The sequence below is a fragment of the Neisseria zalophi genome, assembly GCF_008807015.1.
GTDB lineage: Bacteria > Pseudomonadota > Gammaproteobacteria > Burkholderiales > Neisseriaceae > Neisseria > Neisseria zalophi.
Genome location: NZ_CP031700.1, coordinates 612,032 through 628,692 on the forward strand (window position 1 = coordinate 612,032; position 16,661 = coordinate 628,692).

The 16,661-nt window shown below is 45.8% G+C and carries 16 protein-coding genes; 9 read left to right on the forward strand and 7 right to left on the reverse strand.

The genetic code is table 11. The features are described 5' to 3' along the window. The first annotated feature begins 3 nt into the window (after positions 1 to 3). The 5 genes from D0T92_RS02740 (at position 4) to D0T92_RS02760 (ending at position 3,771) form a co-directional block, all read left to right on the forward strand. Positions 4 to 867 carry a prepilin peptidase gene (locus D0T92_RS02740; protein WP_151050001.1) on the forward strand — a complete coding sequence of 288 codons (864 nt, stop codon included), beginning with the start codon at positions 4 to 6 and terminating at the stop codon, positions 865 to 867. A 1-nt stretch (position 868) separates the two neighbouring features. Then, positions 869 to 1,492: a dephospho-CoA kinase gene (gene coaE / locus D0T92_RS02745; protein WP_151050003.1), complete on the forward strand. Its 624-nt coding sequence runs from the start codon at positions 869 to 871 to the stop codon at positions 1,490 to 1,492. Further along, positions 1,489 to 2,256, forward strand: a complete 768-nt coding sequence (zapD, locus tag D0T92_RS02750; protein WP_151050005.1) for a cell division protein ZapD — start codon at positions 1,489 to 1,491, stop codon at positions 2,254 to 2,256. Before coaE ends, zapD begins: the two co-directional genes overlap by 4 nt. A gap of 3 nt (positions 2,257 to 2,259) precedes the next feature. Beyond that, entirely contained in the window at positions 2,260 to 2,445 is a 186-nt protein-coding gene (locus D0T92_RS02755) for a DNA gyrase inhibitor YacG (RefSeq protein ID WP_151050007.1), read from the forward strand. Positions 2,446 to 2,805: 360 nt separating this feature from the next. Continuing rightward, entirely contained in the window at positions 2,806 to 3,771 is a 966-nt protein-coding gene (locus D0T92_RS02760) for an MBL fold metallo-hydrolase (RefSeq protein ID WP_191963658.1), read from the forward strand. Between the two features lie 148 nt (positions 3,772 to 3,919). On the opposite strand, the gene bamC is transcribed toward D0T92_RS02760, so the two are convergent. Then, positions 3,920 to 5,053 (reverse strand): outer membrane protein assembly factor BamC, encoded by a 1,134-nt coding sequence (gene bamC, locus D0T92_RS02765; protein ID WP_151050009.1) that lies wholly within the window; start codon positions 5,051 to 5,053, stop codon positions 3,920 to 3,922. 24 nt (positions 5,054 to 5,077) lie between these two features. Then, positions 5,078 to 5,953 carry a 4-hydroxy-tetrahydrodipicolinate synthase gene (gene dapA, locus D0T92_RS02770; RefSeq protein WP_151052947.1) on the reverse strand — a complete coding sequence of 292 codons (876 nt, stop codon included), beginning with the start codon at positions 5,951 to 5,953 and terminating at the stop codon, positions 5,078 to 5,080. A gap of 383 nt (positions 5,954 to 6,336) precedes the next feature. On the opposite strand from dapA, the gene D0T92_RS02775 reads away from it, so the two are divergent. Further along, entirely contained in the window at positions 6,337 to 7,728 is a 1,392-nt protein-coding gene (locus D0T92_RS02775) for a nucleobase:cation symporter-2 family protein (protein ID WP_151050011.1), read from the forward strand. Positions 7,729 to 7,796: 68 nt separating this feature from the next. On the opposite strand, the gene D0T92_RS02780 is transcribed toward D0T92_RS02775, so the two are convergent. From D0T92_RS02780 to lspA, 3 genes are all read right to left on the reverse strand, one after another. Continuing rightward, complete coding sequence (locus D0T92_RS02780; protein WP_151050013.1) at positions 7,797 to 7,994, reverse strand: hypothetical protein; 198 nt, start codon at positions 7,992 to 7,994, stop codon at positions 7,797 to 7,799. 70 nt (positions 7,995 to 8,064) lie between these two features. Further along, positions 8,065 to 9,003, reverse strand: a complete 939-nt coding sequence (ispH, locus tag D0T92_RS02785; protein WP_151050015.1) for a 4-hydroxy-3-methylbut-2-enyl diphosphate reductase — start codon at positions 9,001 to 9,003, stop codon at positions 8,065 to 8,067. Between the two features lie 22 nt (positions 9,004 to 9,025). After that, positions 9,026 to 9,532 (reverse strand): signal peptidase II, encoded by a 507-nt coding sequence (lspA, locus tag D0T92_RS02790; RefSeq protein ID WP_151050017.1) that lies wholly within the window; start codon positions 9,530 to 9,532, stop codon positions 9,026 to 9,028. A gap of 218 nt (positions 9,533 to 9,750) precedes the next feature. On the opposite strand from lspA, the gene D0T92_RS02795 reads away from it, so the two are divergent. Continuing rightward, positions 9,751 to 10,527 carry a ferredoxin--NADP reductase gene (locus D0T92_RS02795; protein ID WP_151050019.1) on the forward strand — a complete coding sequence of 259 codons (777 nt, stop codon included), beginning with the start codon at positions 9,751 to 9,753 and terminating at the stop codon, positions 10,525 to 10,527. A 141-nt stretch (positions 10,528 to 10,668) separates the two neighbouring features. On the opposite strand, the gene xth is transcribed toward D0T92_RS02795, so the two are convergent. Further along, the gene (gene xth / locus D0T92_RS02800) at positions 10,669 to 11,439 is read right to left on the reverse strand and encodes an exodeoxyribonuclease III (RefSeq protein WP_151050021.1); all 771 of its coding nucleotides are present in this window, start codon (positions 11,437 to 11,439) and stop codon (positions 10,669 to 10,671) included. 21 nt (positions 11,440 to 11,460) lie between these two features. After that, positions 11,461 to 11,769: an ArsR/SmtB family transcription factor gene (locus D0T92_RS02805; protein ID WP_151050023.1), complete on the reverse strand. Its 309-nt coding sequence runs from the start codon at positions 11,767 to 11,769 to the stop codon at positions 11,461 to 11,463. A gap of 312 nt (positions 11,770 to 12,081) precedes the next feature. Between D0T92_RS02805 and D0T92_RS02810 the strand changes: the two genes are divergently transcribed. Both D0T92_RS02810 and D0T92_RS02815 read left to right on the forward strand, forming a co-directional pair. After that, positions 12,082 to 14,127, forward strand: coding sequence for a M3 family metallopeptidase (locus D0T92_RS02810; RefSeq protein ID WP_151050024.1), 2,046 nt, complete (start codon positions 12,082 to 12,084; stop codon positions 14,125 to 14,127). 599 nt (positions 14,128 to 14,726) lie between these two features. Further along, positions 14,727 to 16,583, forward strand: coding sequence for a glycine betaine ABC transporter substrate-binding protein (locus D0T92_RS02815; protein WP_151050026.1), 1,857 nt, complete (start codon positions 14,727 to 14,729; stop codon positions 16,581 to 16,583). Positions 16,584 to 16,661: the final 78 nt, after the last annotated feature.

Genomic DNA, 16,661 nt, shown 5'->3' on the forward strand with positions numbered 1-16,661 from the left:
TATATGTTACAAGCGTTCAACGAGCTGGCACCGTTTGTGGTGCCGCTTTCTATATTATTTGGGTTGTTGGTCGGCAGTTTTTTAAATGTGGTGATTTACCGTGTACCAGTGATGATGGAACGTAGTTGGACAGTATTTGCCAAAGAACATCTTGGTATGCAAGCAACAGAAGAAGAACTACGGCCGTTTAATTTAATCAAACCCGATTCCCGTTGCCCTAAATGCGAAAGCCCGGTTAAGCCTTGGCAGAATATTCCTGTTATTAGTTATTTGCTGCTGCGCGGTCGGTGTGGAACATGCAAGACACCGATTAGCAAACGTTATCCGGCCATAGAGTTGTTGACGGCACTATTATTCGGTATTGTGGCTTGGCGTTATGGCTGGAGTATGGTGACATTGGGCGGGTTACTTTTTACCGCCATGTTGGTGGCGTTGACTTTTATCGATGCCGATACGCAATATTTGCCCGACCAGTTAACTTTACCGTTGATATGGATCGGGTTGCTGTTTAACTTAAATGGTGCTTTTGTACCGCTTTATTCGGCGGTATTAGGCGCATTTTGGGGTTATATGGCTTTATGGCTATTGTGTTATATCTATAAACTCCTGACCGGCAAAATCGGTATGGGTGGCGGTGATTTTAAATTGTTGGCTGCTTTGGGTGCCTGGCTCGGTGTCGGTATTTTACCGGTATTGGTTTTTATGTCGGCATTTATCGGTATAATCATGGCTGTGATTATGAAGGTGGCTAAAGGCCAGCAGTTTGCATTCGGCCCCAGCTTGGCAATTGCCGGGTGGATTATTTTTATTGCCAATGACGAAGTGATGGCATTAGTTCGTTGGTGGTTGAACAGCTCAGGGTTTTAATATGGCATATTGGGTAGGGCTGACTGGTGGAATTGGTAGCGGTAAATCACAGGTTGCGGCAGCTTTTGCCGATGCCGGTGTGCCTGTTATCGATGCCGATGTTATCAGCCGTTCTTTAACGGCTGATAACGGCAAAGCCTTGCCAGAAATTCGAACACAGTTCGGCGACGATATTTTTGATCAAGACGGCCGTCTGAATCGTGCACAATTACGTGATTTGGTTTTCAGACGGCCTGAAGCCAAACAGCAGTTGGAAGCTTTAATGTTTCCTTTGATTTTGTCGGAAATAAAACAACAGCAGCAGAAATATTCTCAGGCAGTTTATGGTGTGATTGACATACCGTTACTGATTGAACAGCCTGAGTTTATGGTTTTGGCTAATCGTATTTTGGTTGTTGATACCTTGGAGCAAAATCAAATCGAACGGGTACGTCGCCGCAGCCACCTTGAAGATGCTGAAATAAGGCGTATTATGGCATCACAGGCATCACGAAAAGAAAAATTATTGGTTGCCGATGATGTCTTACCAAATAATGGTACGATTCAAGAGCTGACAGGTAAAGTTGATCGGTTACACTGTTATTATCAGGCGCGGTTTTTATATTTATCCAGAGTAAATCTATGATTCGTTTCGAGCATCCGCTTTCCGAGCGGGTACGCAGCTTTCTGCGGATAGAGCATTTGTTTAACCGCTTCCATTCCGAAAGTGAGCGGAAAGACAATAGCCCATGGCCGCACCATCTGGCTTTGTTTTCCCTGTTTGAAATTATGGAATGCGCTGGGCGGGCGGAATTAAAACTGGATATTTTGCAAGAGTTGGAACGACAGAAACAACTTTTATCCGATAGCCGTTTTCAAAACGAATCACCGGTGATTACAAAAGAGCGGCTACAGGAAGTAGCAGAAAATTTGCAAGGTGTACAGCAGAAATTTGGGCAGCATTTGCGTGAAAATGACTGGCTGATGGCGATTAAGCAGCGGATGATGGTGCCGGGTGGAACCAGCCCGTTTGATTTGTCTTCTTATTATTTCTGGCAGCAGTTGCCATGCGAGCACCGTTTACAGGATTTGCAACGGTGGATTGCCACCTTATTGCCGACCCGTGAAGCGATTCGTGTATTACTGGATATTTTAAGAGCGAATACGCGTGCAGTGGATTGCGTGGCACAAAAGGGTAATTATCAAAGAAATAGCTTGGCACAGAATATCCACATGCTGACGATTGAAGTGGACATTGAACACAAGGCATTGCCGGAAGTTTCGGCCAATAAATACATTACTCACATCCGTTTCTTAGAAGCTTCTCAGGAATATGCGCGCGGTAAACAACTAACACATGATGTGCCGTTTCAACTTATTATGTGTAGTTTTGATCCGATTTTAGAGTAAAAAATGAACCATCAAAAAATAAAAATTACCTGTCCGACCTGTCGAAAGCAGACAGAATGGCATCTGGATAACCCGTTTCGTCCGTTTTGCAGTGAGCGGTGCAAATTGATTGATTTGGGCGCGTGGGTGGATGAAGCATTTGCAATAGAGGCAGAAGAAGATTTTCAGGATTTATCGCCGAACTTTTAATAAATAATTCAATTAGATTGTTTAAAGGCTGAAGTGGCAATTCTATTAAGCTACTTCAGCCTATATTTTTGACCATAGTTTTACAGGGAAGCATGTTTCGAATATTTCAATCAAATCTATTTTTATAATCCTTTTATCATAAGAATTATAAGGTACGTTGTGTTTGAGTACGGCATGTTTTTATAGTTTATTGAAAAATATAAAATATTATTTATTTTAATTTAGGATATTAGGATGCTATTCCTCCAAAAATTAGTGGTTATTTTAATAACTGCTTTTTGATTTTAAGTTATGATGGTAATTAGGTTATTGTCAATATTTGCTAAGTTTTTATTTTTTAATTTTATAAAAGGATACGAAATGCTTTTTTCGTTATTAATGCAAGGTCGTTTATTGAAAATATTATCTGGGCTGGCTGTAATTCCCACAACAGCTCAAGCGGCACAATGTATGAATGCAGGGTTAGATGTTGTTGTACTTGGTTCAGGGGGGCCAGAATTGACTGATAAAAGAGCTTCTACCGGCTATTTGCTGAGGGAGAATGGTAAGGCTCGTTTTATAATTGATTTTGGTGCTGGGTCGTCGTTGAATTTTGAGCGGGCAAAAGGTGAAATTAAAGATTTGAATGCTTTATTATTTACCCATTTCCATGTTGACCATTCAAATGATTTGCCTGCTTTGGTTAAAGCCTCTTTTTTCTCAGACCGTAACCGAGATTTACCGATTTACGGGCCGACGGGAAATCATGTTATTCCTACTACTCCTGTATTTATTGAGCGGCATTTTAGTGAAAAAGGTGTTTACCCTTATCTATCGGACTTTCTCAGTGGAGAAGCGGCATTTTCATTAAAACCAATGGCTGTAAATGCTGATAAAAGTAAGCCTAGATTATTTCAAACCAAACTGAACGGCTTTACTTTGAAAGCTATTCCGATTGAACATGGATTAATGCCGTCTATTGGTTGGCGGATTGAAAAAGACGGTTGTGCTGTAACATTTTCCGGTGATACCAGCAATATAGGGAAAACATTGGATATTTTGGCTAAAGATACGGATATTTTTATTGCTCATAATGCCGTTCCTGAGAGCAGCACGGATAAAGTAGCCGTGAAATTACATATGAAGCCATCTGAGATCGGCCGGATTGCAAGAAATACAAACAGCCGTAGTGTGGTTTTATCTCATTTTATGCGTCGTACGGTCAATGTTAAACAGGATACTGCCAAGGCGGTTCGCAAACAATATCAGGGTAAGCTGGCTTTTGCCGAGGATTGTGATATTTTTTCATTGAAAAGTGGATTAAAAGTGGGTAGTTGTAAGCAATAAATTGTAGTTATGTTAATGATGGCGTAAGAATGTTGCCAGTTATATAGTAAAGGGTTTTATATATTTGTTTTTAGGGCATATTTAGCTAAAAATAAAAACGGCTTTCGTATATATCGAAAGCCGTTTTGGATAGGTTGGGTTGAGATGGTTAGCGTAATTCAGTATGAAGCCGGCTCAACCAAGTTGATGCATCGCGCCCTTGATAGGCTGTACCATCTTTATTTAATAGATGCAAACGGGTTCCGTTTGCAACCGGTTCAACATAAACGATTAATTCCGGCCGTTCTTGTTGTACCGGTTCGGCTGCTTTTTTTCTACCAAAGATACGTTTGAAAAAGCCGGGTTTTTTTTCGGTAACTGCTTGGCCTTCTTGAGGGGCAGGTTGAACCAACAATGCATGGCGTTCTGTATTTTGACCGATAACGGTTAAGCCGATGCGGTCAAGTGCCAATGCGGTACGGCGCCAGTTTCGTTCATAGTTACCTTGTAACAACAGCGTATTGCCTTCGAGCTTAGCTAAATCAGAAGCAGTGCGTGATGTTGCGGCGACGCTATTTCCCAAAGCTTGTTCAGTTTGTGCGGCATCTACACCCAAGTATTGCATAAAGCGGGCAAGGAACGCAGCTTCAAGATTAGGGTTATTGGGGCGGGGCTGCCACATGGTCGTGTCTTCATTTTTATCGGCATAAACTTCTATCATGCCTTTATGGGCAAAGAATACATCGGTCGTATTGTTTCTACCTTGCTCGACACGGATAATAAATTTATCGCGCTCACCCGTAGAATAAATACCACCTAAGCCGACACGCTCAAACAAACGGCGCAGGCCGTCTTGCGGGATTTTGGCACGGTTTTCGGCCCATTCGGTTTCCATTTGACCGATAGCCGGTTCTTCCGATTGGATGTTAAAGCCGTTTTCCTGCCAGAATACTTTCAGCAACGGCCAAATTTCAGCAGGTTGTTTTCCGTCGATAACCAACCAGCGTTGGCTGCCGTCACGCTCTAAATGAACGCCTTTGACATTTTGTAACACGGTTTGGTTGGCAGGTTGTTGTACATTACTTCTACGATTCAGATCGCTGGCACGTACGGCACCGCTGCCGGCCGGGATGTTATACATATTGCCTTGGTCGGGATTTGTCAGATCAGGTGGGACTTCAAGGCTGACAATCTTACGGGTTTGGCTTTGATAATCCAGTTGGGGTTGTTCTTGTTTGTTGCTTGAGCAGGCTGCAAGGCTGATAAGTGCAGTGGTTAATATTACCGGTTTGATACGGTTCATACGGTTATTCCTATATTCCTATGGTTAAATCAGTTTGGCTTTTTTCAAGGCGTTATATACTTTGTCTTGGCCGTCTGAAGAAAGTTCAACAATGGGTAGGCGGACACAATGGTTGCATTTGCCTAATTGGGCAAGCGCCCATTTAGGTGCTGCCGGACTAGGTTCGCAAAACATAACGTCATAAATGGGAATCAATTGCTTGTTTAATAAACGTGCTTGAGCATTATTGCCGGCAACCGCTTCGTGGCACATTTGGGCAAATTCTTTAGGAGCGACATTGGCAGCCACACTGATGACACCGTCGCCGCCACACAGCATAAACGCTAATGCAGTAGGGTCGTCACCTGAATAAACGGCAAAGTCGTCGGGTACTTGGTTAATCAGATCGGTTTCGCGGGCGATATCGCCACTGGCTTCTTTTACGCCGATAATATTGGGAATTTTAGCCAGTCTTAAAATGGTTTCATTGCTCATATTCACAACGGTGCGACCAGGCACGTTGTAGAGAATCATGGGAATGGATGTAGCCTCGGCGATGGCTTTGAAATGCCGATACATGCCTTCTTGAGAAGGTTTGTTGTAGTAGGGAACAACAGAAAGGGTATAGTCTGCCCCTAAACGTTCGGTGGCTTTGGAAAGCTCAATGGCTTCGGCAGTGTTGTTGGCACCGGTGCCGGCAATAACGGGAATGCGTTTATTGGTATGACGGACAGTGGCTTCGATAACGGCCAAATGTTCTTCAACCGGTAAGGTCGCGCTTTCTCCGGTTGTACCTACGGCAACAATGGCATCGGTTCCGTTTTCTATATGCCAGTCGATGAGGATTCTGAGTTGGTCGAAATTGACGCTGCCATCCTGATTCATGGGGGTAACCAGAGCAACCACACTGCCTTTTAACATGGTAAAGCCTTTATTTCTCAAACGTTCGGTAAAATTAGGCTGATTGTAGCCTACTTTGTAATTGATGTGAAACATTGATTACAGACGGCCTGAAAAGGTTTGCAAAGGTTTTTGAGGCCGTCTGAAAGCTGATATCCGTCTTCAGACGGCCTCCTGTCTATGCTGTTATGCTGAACAGGCAATGCTTTTTCAGTAGTGCGATGGTAATGAAAATTGAAGTAGGCGGCCAAATTGCTTACAATCCATGCTTACATTTTTTATCGTTCGATTACATATAACCGAAAACCTGATGCCTGATAAACCGTGTGATACCCGCACCGTTAGCTCGGTTTTCTATATGTTGGGTTCGAATTATCGAATTTAAATATGAAAAGGAATGGACTATGGCTGCTGTGCCGAATTCGAAAAACCACGATATGGATTTGGTTTACCGGTTAGAAGACAAACCACCGTTTGCGAATGCACTTCTTAGCGCCATCACGCATTTATTGGCGATTTTTGTGCCGATGATTACACCGGCGTTGATTGTCGGCGGGGCGTTGAAATTACCGCCTGAGATGACGGCATATCTGGTGTCGATGGCGATGGTGGCTTCGGGTATCGGCACCTTTCTTCAGGTGAACCGCTTCGGACCGGTCGGGTCAGGGTTGTTGTCGATTCAATCGGTGAACTTCTCTTTTGTCGGTGTGATGATTTCTTTGGGTTTGGGTATGCAGGAGCAGGGGCTGGACGAACATGCCATGGTGTCGGCACTATTGGGCGTGGCTTTTGTTGGCGCTTTTTTGGTAGCCGGTTCGGCATGGTTGCTGCCTTATCTGAAAAAAGTGATTACACCGACGGTGAGCGGTGTGGTAGTGATGATGATCGGTTTGAGCCTGATTGGCGTGGCGATTACTGAATTCGGCGGCGGTTTTGCCGCGATGGGTAATAACACATTCGGCTCTTGGCAAAATATTGCATTGGCGGCATTTGTGTTGGCGGTGGTGCTGTTTTTCAACAGTCTGAAAAACCCGTTATTACGCATGAGCGGCATTGCGGTGGGCATGATTGCCGGCTATGTGGTGGCTTTATTTTTGGGTATGGTGGATTTTTCCGTATTAAACGATTTGCCGCTGATTACCGTGCCGGTGCCGTTTAAGTATGGTTTTGATTTTCAATGGACCGCATTTCTGGTGGCAGGCTTGGTGTATCTGTTGAGTATTTTTGAGGCAGTCGGCGACTTAACGGCAACGGCAATGGTATCCGGTGAGGATTATGAGGGGGAAGAATTTCGGAAACGTCTGCGTGGTGGCGTGTTGGCCGACGGCTTGGTTTCCGTGATTGCGACGGCACTCGGTTCGCTTCCATTGACAACGTTTGCCCAAAATAACGGCGTGATTCAGATGACGGGTGTGGCTTCGCGTCATGTCGGCAAATATATTGCGGTGATTTTGGTATTGCTGGGTTTGTTTCCTGTGGTTGGTCGTGCTTTTACAACGATTCCGAGCCCTGTGATTGGCGGTGCGATGGTATTGATGTTCGGCCTGATTGCCATTGCCGGCGTACGGATTATTATGACCAACGGTATTAACCGCAGGGAAGCGGTGATTGCGGCTACTTCTATCGGATTGGGTTTGGGGGTGAGCTTCAAGCCGGAAGTGTTTGCCCTGCTGCCGTTGAAAGAGCTTTTCCAAAATCCGATTTGTATGGGCGGCGTAGCGGCTTTACTGATGAATCTGATTATGCCGCGTGATCACGGTGAAAAAGTATATCTGACGGATGATTCGGATATTTGATTCGATAGGCAATAAAAAAGCCGTCTGAAACAATTTTCAGACGGCTTTTTTATTGCCTATCGCACTGGCTATTTGGAGGGGTGGTTAAGCTCATATACCGTGGTTTCGGGGCGCATCTCTACACTGTCTCGATAGCCTTCTTTAACACAGGCGGGATTGCCTAAACCATAACATGTTTCGGGTGATGTGCCAGTGTAATATTCCTCAAGGGTTGAGCAGGCTGAGAGTGATAATAATGTGGCTAGACTTAAGAATAAATATCTCATTTTTATAACTTTATTTAAGTATGGGATTGTAAGAAATAAAAAAAGCTTTAAGAATTCAGTAAAAAATAATTTATTCTTTACGCAATGCCTTGGGTAATACAAACACAATGCTTTCTTCTACGCCTTCGCCTTCGCGTACGGTATCGTGTCCCCAGCTTTGAATGGTTTCAATCACTTCCTGTACCAAAACTTCCGGTGCCGACGCACCGGCGGTCACGCCGACACGGCTTTTGTTTTCAAACCATTCGCGTTGCAGATAGCCGGCATTGTCGACCATATAAGCATCAACACCGCGTAAAGCTGCCACTTCGCGCAAACGGTTGCTGTTGGAGGAATTGGGCGAGCCGACTACAATCACAATATCGCATTCAGCGGCCAATTCTTTGACCGCTTCCTGACGGTTGGTGGTGGCATAGCAGATATCTTCTTTATGCGGGCTGCGGATATTCGGAAAGCGTGCTTGCAAAGCTTCGATAATATCGCGTGTTTCGTCTACCGATAAGGTGGTTTGGCTGACATGGGCGAGCTTGTCGGCATTGCGTACGTTTAACCGGGCAACATCATCTACAGTTTCTACCAGCAGCATAGAATCTTTCGGCAATTGCCCCATCGTGCCTTCTACTTCGGGGTGTCCCGCATGGCCGATCATAATAATCTGATAACCTTGTGCATCTAAGCGGGAAACTTCTTTGTGTACTTTCGTAACCAGCGGACAGGTTGCATCGAATACCTGAAAACCGCGTTCGGCCGCTTCATCTTGAACGGCTTTGGAAACGCCGTGTGCCGAATAAATCAGCGTCGCCCCTTCCGGCACGTCGGCTAAATCTTCGATAAAAATAGCGCCTTTTTCACGCAGGTTGTCGACAACGAATTTATTGTGCACCACTTCGTGGCGTACATAAATCGGTGCGCCGAATTCTTCCAGCGCACGTTCCACAATACTGATGGCGCGATCCACGCCGGCACAAAAGCCGCGCGGGTTGGCTAAAATAATGGTTTTTTTCATCATAAAATTTTCATTAAACGTCTTTTCAGACGGCCTCTTGAGTTTGTGTATCGTTTTTCTTATGTTTAAAGCCGTCTAAAACCAATAGAACGGCACCGACGCAAATAAAGCTATCGGCAATATTGAAAGCCGGATAATACCAGTCTTTCCAATAAAACAATAAAAAATCAACTACATGGCCGTAAAACAAACGGTCGATAACATTGCCGAAAGCGCCGCCGATAACCATAGCAGCTCCGATTTTTCCCCAAGAGCCAAAGTCATCTTTAATAATGGCCCGTGCCAAATAAAGGCTGATAACAACAGCTAAGGCCAGAAAAAAATATTTTTGCCAGCCGCCGGCATCGGCCAAAAAGCTGAATGCGGCACCGGTGTTGTAAACCAAAGTCAGGTCAAAAAAATCGGGGATAATATTAAGGCGTTCGGCGAATTGAAAATTTTTCAATACGGCCAGTTTGGTGATTTGGTCGAGCACAATGGCAACAGCGGCCAACAGCCAGTATCGGATTTTAGAAGGTTTCTGAGTGGTCATGCGTATGTTGTGATGTGGATAACAAAAAACGCATTTTACCCGAATCACAAGGCGGCGTGGTCGATTTGCACTTTATTCTAAAATAATCTTACCAATCCGCTTGATTTATCCGCTTTACACGCCATGTGTTTCAGACGGCCTTTAGGTATAATCCGAACCATACGTTATCGCTGTTTATTTAAACAGGCCGTCTGAAACACTTCAAACAGGAAACCGATATGACTGCTGCACCGGAAGCCAAATACACCGAAGAAACCGTATTATGGGTAAAACACCACACTCCAAAACTAATGACTTTTGCCATTACCCGCCCTGAGGCCTACCGTTTTGCCGCCGGCCAATTTTCGCGCTTGGGATTTCACGACGGCGAAGGCTTTATCTGGCGTGCGTATTCGGTGGTTTCAGCAGAGTATGCGGATACTTTGGAATATTTTGCAGTTTTGATTGAAAACGGCTCAATGTCTGCCAAGCTGGCTGTTTTAAAAGAGGGCGACAAAATACTATTGGATAAAACCGCGACCGGCTTTTTGCTGCCCGAACGCTTCCCCGATGGCAAGGATTTGATTTTGCTGTGTACCGGTTCAGGTATCGCACCGTTTTTATCGATTTTGGAGCAGCCCGAAATTTGGCAGCGGTTCGAACATATCAGATTGGCACATTCCGTTTCTTATGCCGACGAGTTGATTTTTAGCGACCGTATTGCCGCTTTGGCGGAGCACCCGCTGATTGACGAACATTTCCACAAACTGCACTTTGTGCCTGTGGTTACACGCGAAGCTGCCGATGGTGCGCTTGGCAAACGGCTGCCGGAGTTGTTGCGAAACGGCGAACTTTCCGATGCCATGAAGCTGACGTTTACACCGGAAGATACCCGCTTTATGGTATGCGGCAATCCCGCTATGGTGAAAGATACTTTCCAAGCCCTGATGGATATGGGTTTTGCCATGCACCGTAACCGTGTTCCGGGGCAGATTATGATGGAAAACGGGTTTTAAATTGGGAAAATCGCGTAACGAATAGATGGGTTTGTTTCGCAAACATTAAATTTATCGGGCATTGCTATACGAATTATTATCCGTATAGAAATGCCCGATAGCTTATTGGGTGCGTATATTTAAAAAATTAAAACCCTATTTTTAAAGTGCAAACTCCGCCCAAACCGGCGCATGGTCGCTGGGGCGTTCTTGGGCACGGGCTTCTAAATCGACCTGTACGTCTTGCAGGCTGTCGCGCAGGGCAGGGGTGACCAATAAATGATCGATACGCAGCCCCTGTTTGCGTTGGAACATAGCGCCCCGATAATCCCACCATGTATACATCACCTCTTCGGGATAGCGGTGGCGCTGGCTGTCGGTTAAGCCTAAATCCAGCAGTTTTTGGAACCATGAACGTTCGATGCTGGTGCAGTGGATTTTTTCATGCCATTTTTCAGGGTCGTAGCAATCCAAATCGGTCGGGGCGATATTGAAATCGCCGAGTAAGATTAATTTTTCATGCTGTGCCATTTGGTCGCGCACAAATTCTGTGAGTGCTTCGAACCATTGTTTTTTATATTGGAATTTCGGGCTGTCGGGCGATTCGCCGTTCACACAATAGACATTAATCACGCGTACGCCGCCGATGGTGGCGGTAATCACGCGCCGTTGCGGGTCGTCGGGTAGGGCGGGCAGGCCGACAATCACATCTTGCGGCTGCTCTTTGCTGATAATGGCCACGCCGTTATAGGTTTTTTGCCCGCTCCAAACGGTTTGCCAGCCGCCCATTTGAAAAACGGCGGCGGGGTATTTGTCTTGATCGAGTTTTAATTCTTGCAAAACAAGAATATCGGGGCTGTGTTGTTGCAGCCAGTCTTGCACTTGCGGCAGGCGGACATTGAGGGAATTAACATTCCAAGTGGCAATTTTCATTGAATCGGTTCGCAATCTTGTTTATGTTGTTTCAGACGGCCCTTTCGGGTTTTGTAGCTCCCGAATGGTTTTTAAGACATTGATAATCAGTGGTGACACCAGCCGATACTCTATCACACGGTGATAGCGAGTGAAATCTACCACGCCGCCACTGCGTAGTTTATTTAAATGATTGGATACGGATGTAACGTGTGTATCGGTTGCTTGTGCGATTTCCGCTGCACTAAGCTCACTTTCCAACAGCAGCAAAACAATATCCAACCGTTGCGGATTGGCGATTAATTTGAGCTGTGAGGCCACGTTTGATGTGTGTTGCAATGATGTTTCCATAGTTATAGTTAACCTTGGTGTTTTGCTTATTTATACCAACCTGCTTCAAAAAAAACAACCTTTTAAATAAATATACTACATTTAATTTACTGCTGTGGTAAGCGGTTTAACATTGAGGCTATAAATAAAGTTACCATAATGTTTTTTTATTATAGTCTTAAACTATCTATTCTATACATTATGCAATTTCTGCTTTACTCTGCCTTTTAATTTGAGGCAACGGTACTATATACTTTTGCAAATACCGTAAAAATGACCGTTCAGACGGCTTGTAGTTAAGAGAGGCCGTCTGAAACCATGAAAAGGAAAAACATGAGCAACGTATTATTGAATCTGGGCGACGAACCCCGTTATCCGGATATTCAAACCACCGATATCCGTCCGGCGATGGAAGCCGTTATGAACGAGGCGCGGGCGGGAATTGCGGCGATTAAGGCGCAAAGTGAAATCACTTGGGCGAATACGGTAGAACCGTTAACCGATATTACCGAACGGGTCGGCCGTATTTGGGGAGTGGTGGCGCATTTGAATTCGGTTGCCGATACGCCCGAACTGCGTGCCGTTTATAACGAATTAATGCCGGAAGTGACGGTATTTTTTACGGAAATCGGGCAGGATATCGAGCTTTACGAGCGCTTTAAAGCCATTAAAGCATCCTCAGAATTCGCCAAACTGGAGGCCGCGCAACAAACCAAACTGAATCATGATTTGCGTGATTTTGTCTTGAGCGGTGCGGAATTACCGCCGGAACAACAAGAGGCATTTGCTCAATTGCAAACCAAAAGTGCCCAATTAGGCGCGCAATTTTCCCAAAATGTTTTAGACGCAACCGATGCCTTCGCCCTTTATTTTGACAATGCGGACGCGCTTGCCGGTTTGCCGGAAGATGCCTTGGCTATGTTTGCCGCCGCAGCGCAGGCAGAGGACAAAGAAGGTTATAAAATCGGTTTGCAAATGCCGCACTATATTGCCGTGATGCAATATGCCGATAACCGCGAACTACGTGAGAAGCTATACCATGCGTATGTTACCCGTGCCAGTGAGCTGGGCGATGGTCAATTCGATAATACCGACAATATCAACCGCCGTTTGGAAGTGGCTTTGGAGGAGGCGCAATTATTGGGCTTTAAGAATTTTGCCGAGCTGTCGCTATACACCAAAATGGCCGATACGCCCGAACAAGTCTTGGATTTCCTGCATGACCTAGCCCGCCGCGCCAAACCGTTTGCCGAAAAAGACCTGGCCGAAGTGCAAGCCTTTGCCCGCGAAAATTTGGGTATTGCCGAGCCGCAAGCATGGGATTTGAGCTATGCCAGTGAAAAGCTCCGTCAGGCCAAATATGCGTTTAGCGAAACCGAAGTGAAAAAATATTTTCCGGTGAGTAAAGTGCTGGCAGGTTTGTTTGCCCAAATAAACCGTTTGTATGGCGTAAACTTTATTGAGAAAAACGTACCTGTTTGGCACAAAGATGTACGCTATTTCGAATTGGAAAAAGGCGGCGGTATTATCGGCGGCGTTTATATGGATTTATATGCGCGCGAAGGTAAACGCGGCGGAGCATGGATGAATGACTACCGCGGCCGCAGACGCTTTATTTCCGGCAATAAAACCGGTCAGATGCAAACCCCGATAGCCTATCTGGTTTGCAATTTCACACCGCCTGTGAACGGCAAAGAATCGCGTTTGAGCCATAATGAAATCACCACGCTGTATCACGAAACCGGCCACGGACTGCATCATTTGCTAACTCAGGTGGATGAGTTGGGCGTTTCCGGTATTAACGGCGTGGAATGGGATGCGGTCGAGCTGCCGAGCCAGTTTATGGAAAACTTTGCTTGGGAATACGATGTATTGGCGGAAATGTCGTCTCACGAAGATGACGGTTCCGTATTGCCGCGCGAGTTGTTCGATAAAATGGTGGCGGCCAAAAACTTCCAACGCGGTATGTTCTTGGTGCGCCAAATGGAATTTGCACTGTTTGATATGTTGATATACAGCGAAAATGATCCGAGCCGTCTGAAAGATTGGCCGAAAGTATTGGATAATGTGCGCCGTGAAGTAGCTGTTATCCAACCACCGAGCTATAACCGCTTTGCCAACAGCTTCGGCCATATTTTCGCCGGTGGTTATGCGGCAGGCTATTATAGCTATGCTTGGGCGGAAGTGTTGTCTGCCGATGCGTATGCCGCCTTTGAAGAAAGCGATGATGTGAAAGCGACAGGCAAACGCTTCTGGATGGAAGTTTTGGCCGTTGGCGGCTCGCGTAGTGCGCTGGAGTCGTTTAAAGCATTCAGAGGCCGCGAACCGAAAATTGATGCGTTGCTCCGCCATAGCGGGTTTGATGCCGAAGCCGCTTAACTATTTTTGTATCATGTTACAAGCCCCCGTTAGGAAATGGTTTAGCCTGAGGGGGCTTTTCTTATTGGCTATTTGGTTTTATCGCTTTGTTATGGTATCGGTATAAAATTTTGCGCCATTGATTTTATATTGTTGCATCTTGGTATGTGGAACAGAAGGTAAAAACGGGTTGCATAAAATGCGCTAATTATTCTGGTTTGTGGTGAAAAATATTAGTATTTTTATTGTTTTTAGCATTTTATTGAGATGGTGTTTGGGTGGTATTTTTGATTTATTCAGACGGCTTGTGAGTGTATAGGCCGTCTGAATCTTATAAATAAATTGATCGATAGTCTTGAGAAAATATGATGACAGGGTGGCATTTTGCGCTTTTTTAGACGAAGACTTGTTGGCATGATCGTGCGCCACTTTGTTTTGATTGTTGGTGCAGTGTGAAACCTTTCTTTATCGTTTTTGCCACAAGAGTAAACGGTCTGTCTTTATAATGGTCAGCAAAAGACATTACCGGCGAATATGTGCCGACGGCATATTCAAGCAATAACCATTATTCTCACCCGAGCCGTAATGTGGTTTGGGTTGTACCGCCAAAGGTTGGTTTTATGAAGTTTTTAAAATATTTGTATTTTGTTATGGTGCTGATGCTCACCGCCCCGTTTGCTGCCGCGGCTTGTGAGGATGGGCAAACCATTAAATTGGCCGGCTTGGATTGGGAAAGCGGCCAGTTTACAACGGCGGTTTTGAATACCATTTTGCAAGATGGCTACGGCTGCCAAACTTCTACGGTACCCGGTACGGGCACGGCATTGGAAACGGCATTGGCGCAGAATGATATTCAGATTATTGCCGAGCAATGGATTGGCCGTTCGCCTGTGATGCAAAAAGCGGTTGATGAGCATAAAGCAGCAGTTGTCGGGGATACGCTGAAAGGCGGGGCTACACAGGGATGGTATGTGCCGGACTATGTGAAGCAGGAACATTCTGATTTAAATAGCATAGAAGATTTGAAAAAATTTGCTTATTTGTTCCCCGATCCCGAAGCTCCGCAACGGGCACGCTTTTTAAATTGTCCGTCGGGCTGGACGTGTGAAATTGCCAACAGCCGCCTGCTGGATAACACAGGGTTGGGCGAGGTGTTTGATAATGTCCGTCCCGGCACAGGCGCGGCATTGGATGCAGAGATAACGTCGGCATACGAACAAAAAAGGCCGATTTTGTTTTATTACTGGCAGCCGACCGGCTTAATGGCTAAATACCGTTTCGAACCGCTGGAATTTCCCGAACATAATGCCGCATGTTGGGCGACCATATTAGATGCCAATAGTCAAAACCGTTGTGTATCCGGTTATCCGGTTTCTAAGTTGGCGGTGGCAGTTTCCACACCTTTTATGGAAGCGCATCCCGATTTGGTTGAGATGATTAAGCGGCTGCAATTCGAGCCGGATATGCTTAACCGTGCCATTTTGGAAATGTCTGAAAACCAACGCAGCGGTGAAGAGCAGGCGCAGCTTTTTTTGAAGCAAAACCCCCATGTTTGGCAGCAATGGGTTTCCGAAGAAGCGGCAGGCCGTCTGAGTGAGGCGCTCGGTGTGGCTGCGCCGGAAAGCAGTGGGATTTTCCGTACTTGGTCTATTTCAGACGGCCTGAATAAAAGCTTGAAAAATACCGTACAAAAACACGGTGAACAGCTACGCAGCGCCGGTGAAGTGACTTTACGGATTTTGCTGCCATTGGAACGGTTGTTACAAACTGTTCCCGCATGGTTGGTGATTTTGGTGGTCGGCGCTATCGGGCTGCATGCAACGCATAAATGGTGGTTTGCCTTGTTGTGTATGTTCGGTTTTTATACCATCGGTTCGTTTGGTTTGTGGGAAGCCTTGATGCAGACTATCGCGCTGTTGACGGCATCGGTGTTGCTGACCATGATAATCGGTATTCCGGTCGGTATTTTTACTGCATACCGCAAACGGCTGTACCAATTGCTGTCGCCGGTGTTGGATGTGATGCAGACCATGCCCAGTTTTGTGTATCTGATTCCGGTGTTGATGTTGTTCGGTATCGGTAAAGTGCCGGCGCTGTTTGCGACGGTGGTGTATGCACTGGCTCCGCTTATCCGACTGACTGCACTCGGTATTCGTCAAGTCAGCCCGCAAATGATTGAAGCGGCGATTGCTTTCGGCAGCAACCGTTGGCAGCTGCTCAAATGGGTATTGTTGCCGCAGGCCAAGCCCAGCATTATGGCGGGTATTAATCAGGCGGTGATGATGTCGTTGGGTATGGTGGTGCTGGCGTCTATGATTGGTGCGCGCGGCTTGGGCGAATATGTTTTGCAGGCGGTTCAAACGTTGAATATCGGGCAGGGTGTCGAAGCAGGGGCGGCAATTGTGATTTTGGCGATTATTATCGACCGTATTACGCAGGCTTATGGCAGTAGGGAAAAAGGTAGCCGTCATGAATGATGCGGAGTGATTCGAACCTATACAATCAGGCCGTCTGAAAGGTTTCAGACGGCCTGATTGTATAGATTTAATGCTCGC

Coding starts and splice junctions, on each gene's coding strand:
- D0T92_RS02740 (WP_151050001.1), top strand. CDS start 4: ATGTTACAAGCGTTCAACGAGCTGGCACCGTTTGTGGTGCCGCTTTCT.
- coaE (WP_151050003.1), top strand. CDS start 869: ATGGCATATTGGGTAGGGCTGACTGGTGGAATTGGTAGCGGTAAATCA.
- zapD (WP_151050005.1), top strand. CDS start 1,489: ATGATTCGTTTCGAGCATCCGCTTTCCGAGCGGGTACGCAGCTTTCTG.
- D0T92_RS02755 (WP_151050007.1), top strand. CDS start 2,260: ATGAACCATCAAAAAATAAAAATTACCTGTCCGACCTGTCGAAAGCAG.
- D0T92_RS02760 (WP_191963658.1), top strand. CDS start 2,806: ATGCTTTTTTCGTTATTAATGCAAGGTCGTTTATTGAAAATATTATCT.
- bamC (WP_151050009.1), bottom strand. CDS start 5,053: ATGAACCGTATCAAACCGGTAATATTAACCACTGCACTTATCAGCCTT.
- dapA (WP_151052947.1), bottom strand. CDS start 5,953: ATGTTAAAAGGCAGTGTGGTTGCTCTGGTTACCCCCATGAATCAGGAT.
- D0T92_RS02775 (WP_151050011.1), top strand. CDS start 6,337: ATGGCTGCTGTGCCGAATTCGAAAAACCACGATATGGATTTGGTTTAC.
- D0T92_RS02780 (WP_151050013.1), bottom strand. CDS start 7,994: ATGAGATATTTATTCTTAAGTCTAGCCACATTATTATCACTCTCAGCC.
- ispH (WP_151050015.1), bottom strand. CDS start 9,003: ATGATGAAAAAAACCATTATTTTAGCCAACCCGCGCGGCTTTTGTGCC.
- lspA (WP_151050017.1), bottom strand. CDS start 9,532: ATGACCACTCAGAAACCTTCTAAAATCCGATACTGGCTGTTGGCCGCT.
- D0T92_RS02795 (WP_151050019.1), top strand. CDS start 9,751: ATGACTGCTGCACCGGAAGCCAAATACACCGAAGAAACCGTATTATGG.
- xth (WP_151050021.1), bottom strand. CDS start 11,439: ATGAAAATTGCCACTTGGAATGTTAATTCCCTCAATGTCCGCCTGCCG.
- D0T92_RS02805 (WP_151050023.1), bottom strand. CDS start 11,769: ATGGAAACATCATTGCAACACACATCAAACGTGGCCTCACAGCTCAAA.
- D0T92_RS02810 (WP_151050024.1), top strand. CDS start 12,082: ATGAGCAACGTATTATTGAATCTGGGCGACGAACCCCGTTATCCGGAT.
- D0T92_RS02815 (WP_151050026.1), top strand. CDS start 14,727: ATGAAGTTTTTAAAATATTTGTATTTTGTTATGGTGCTGATGCTCACC.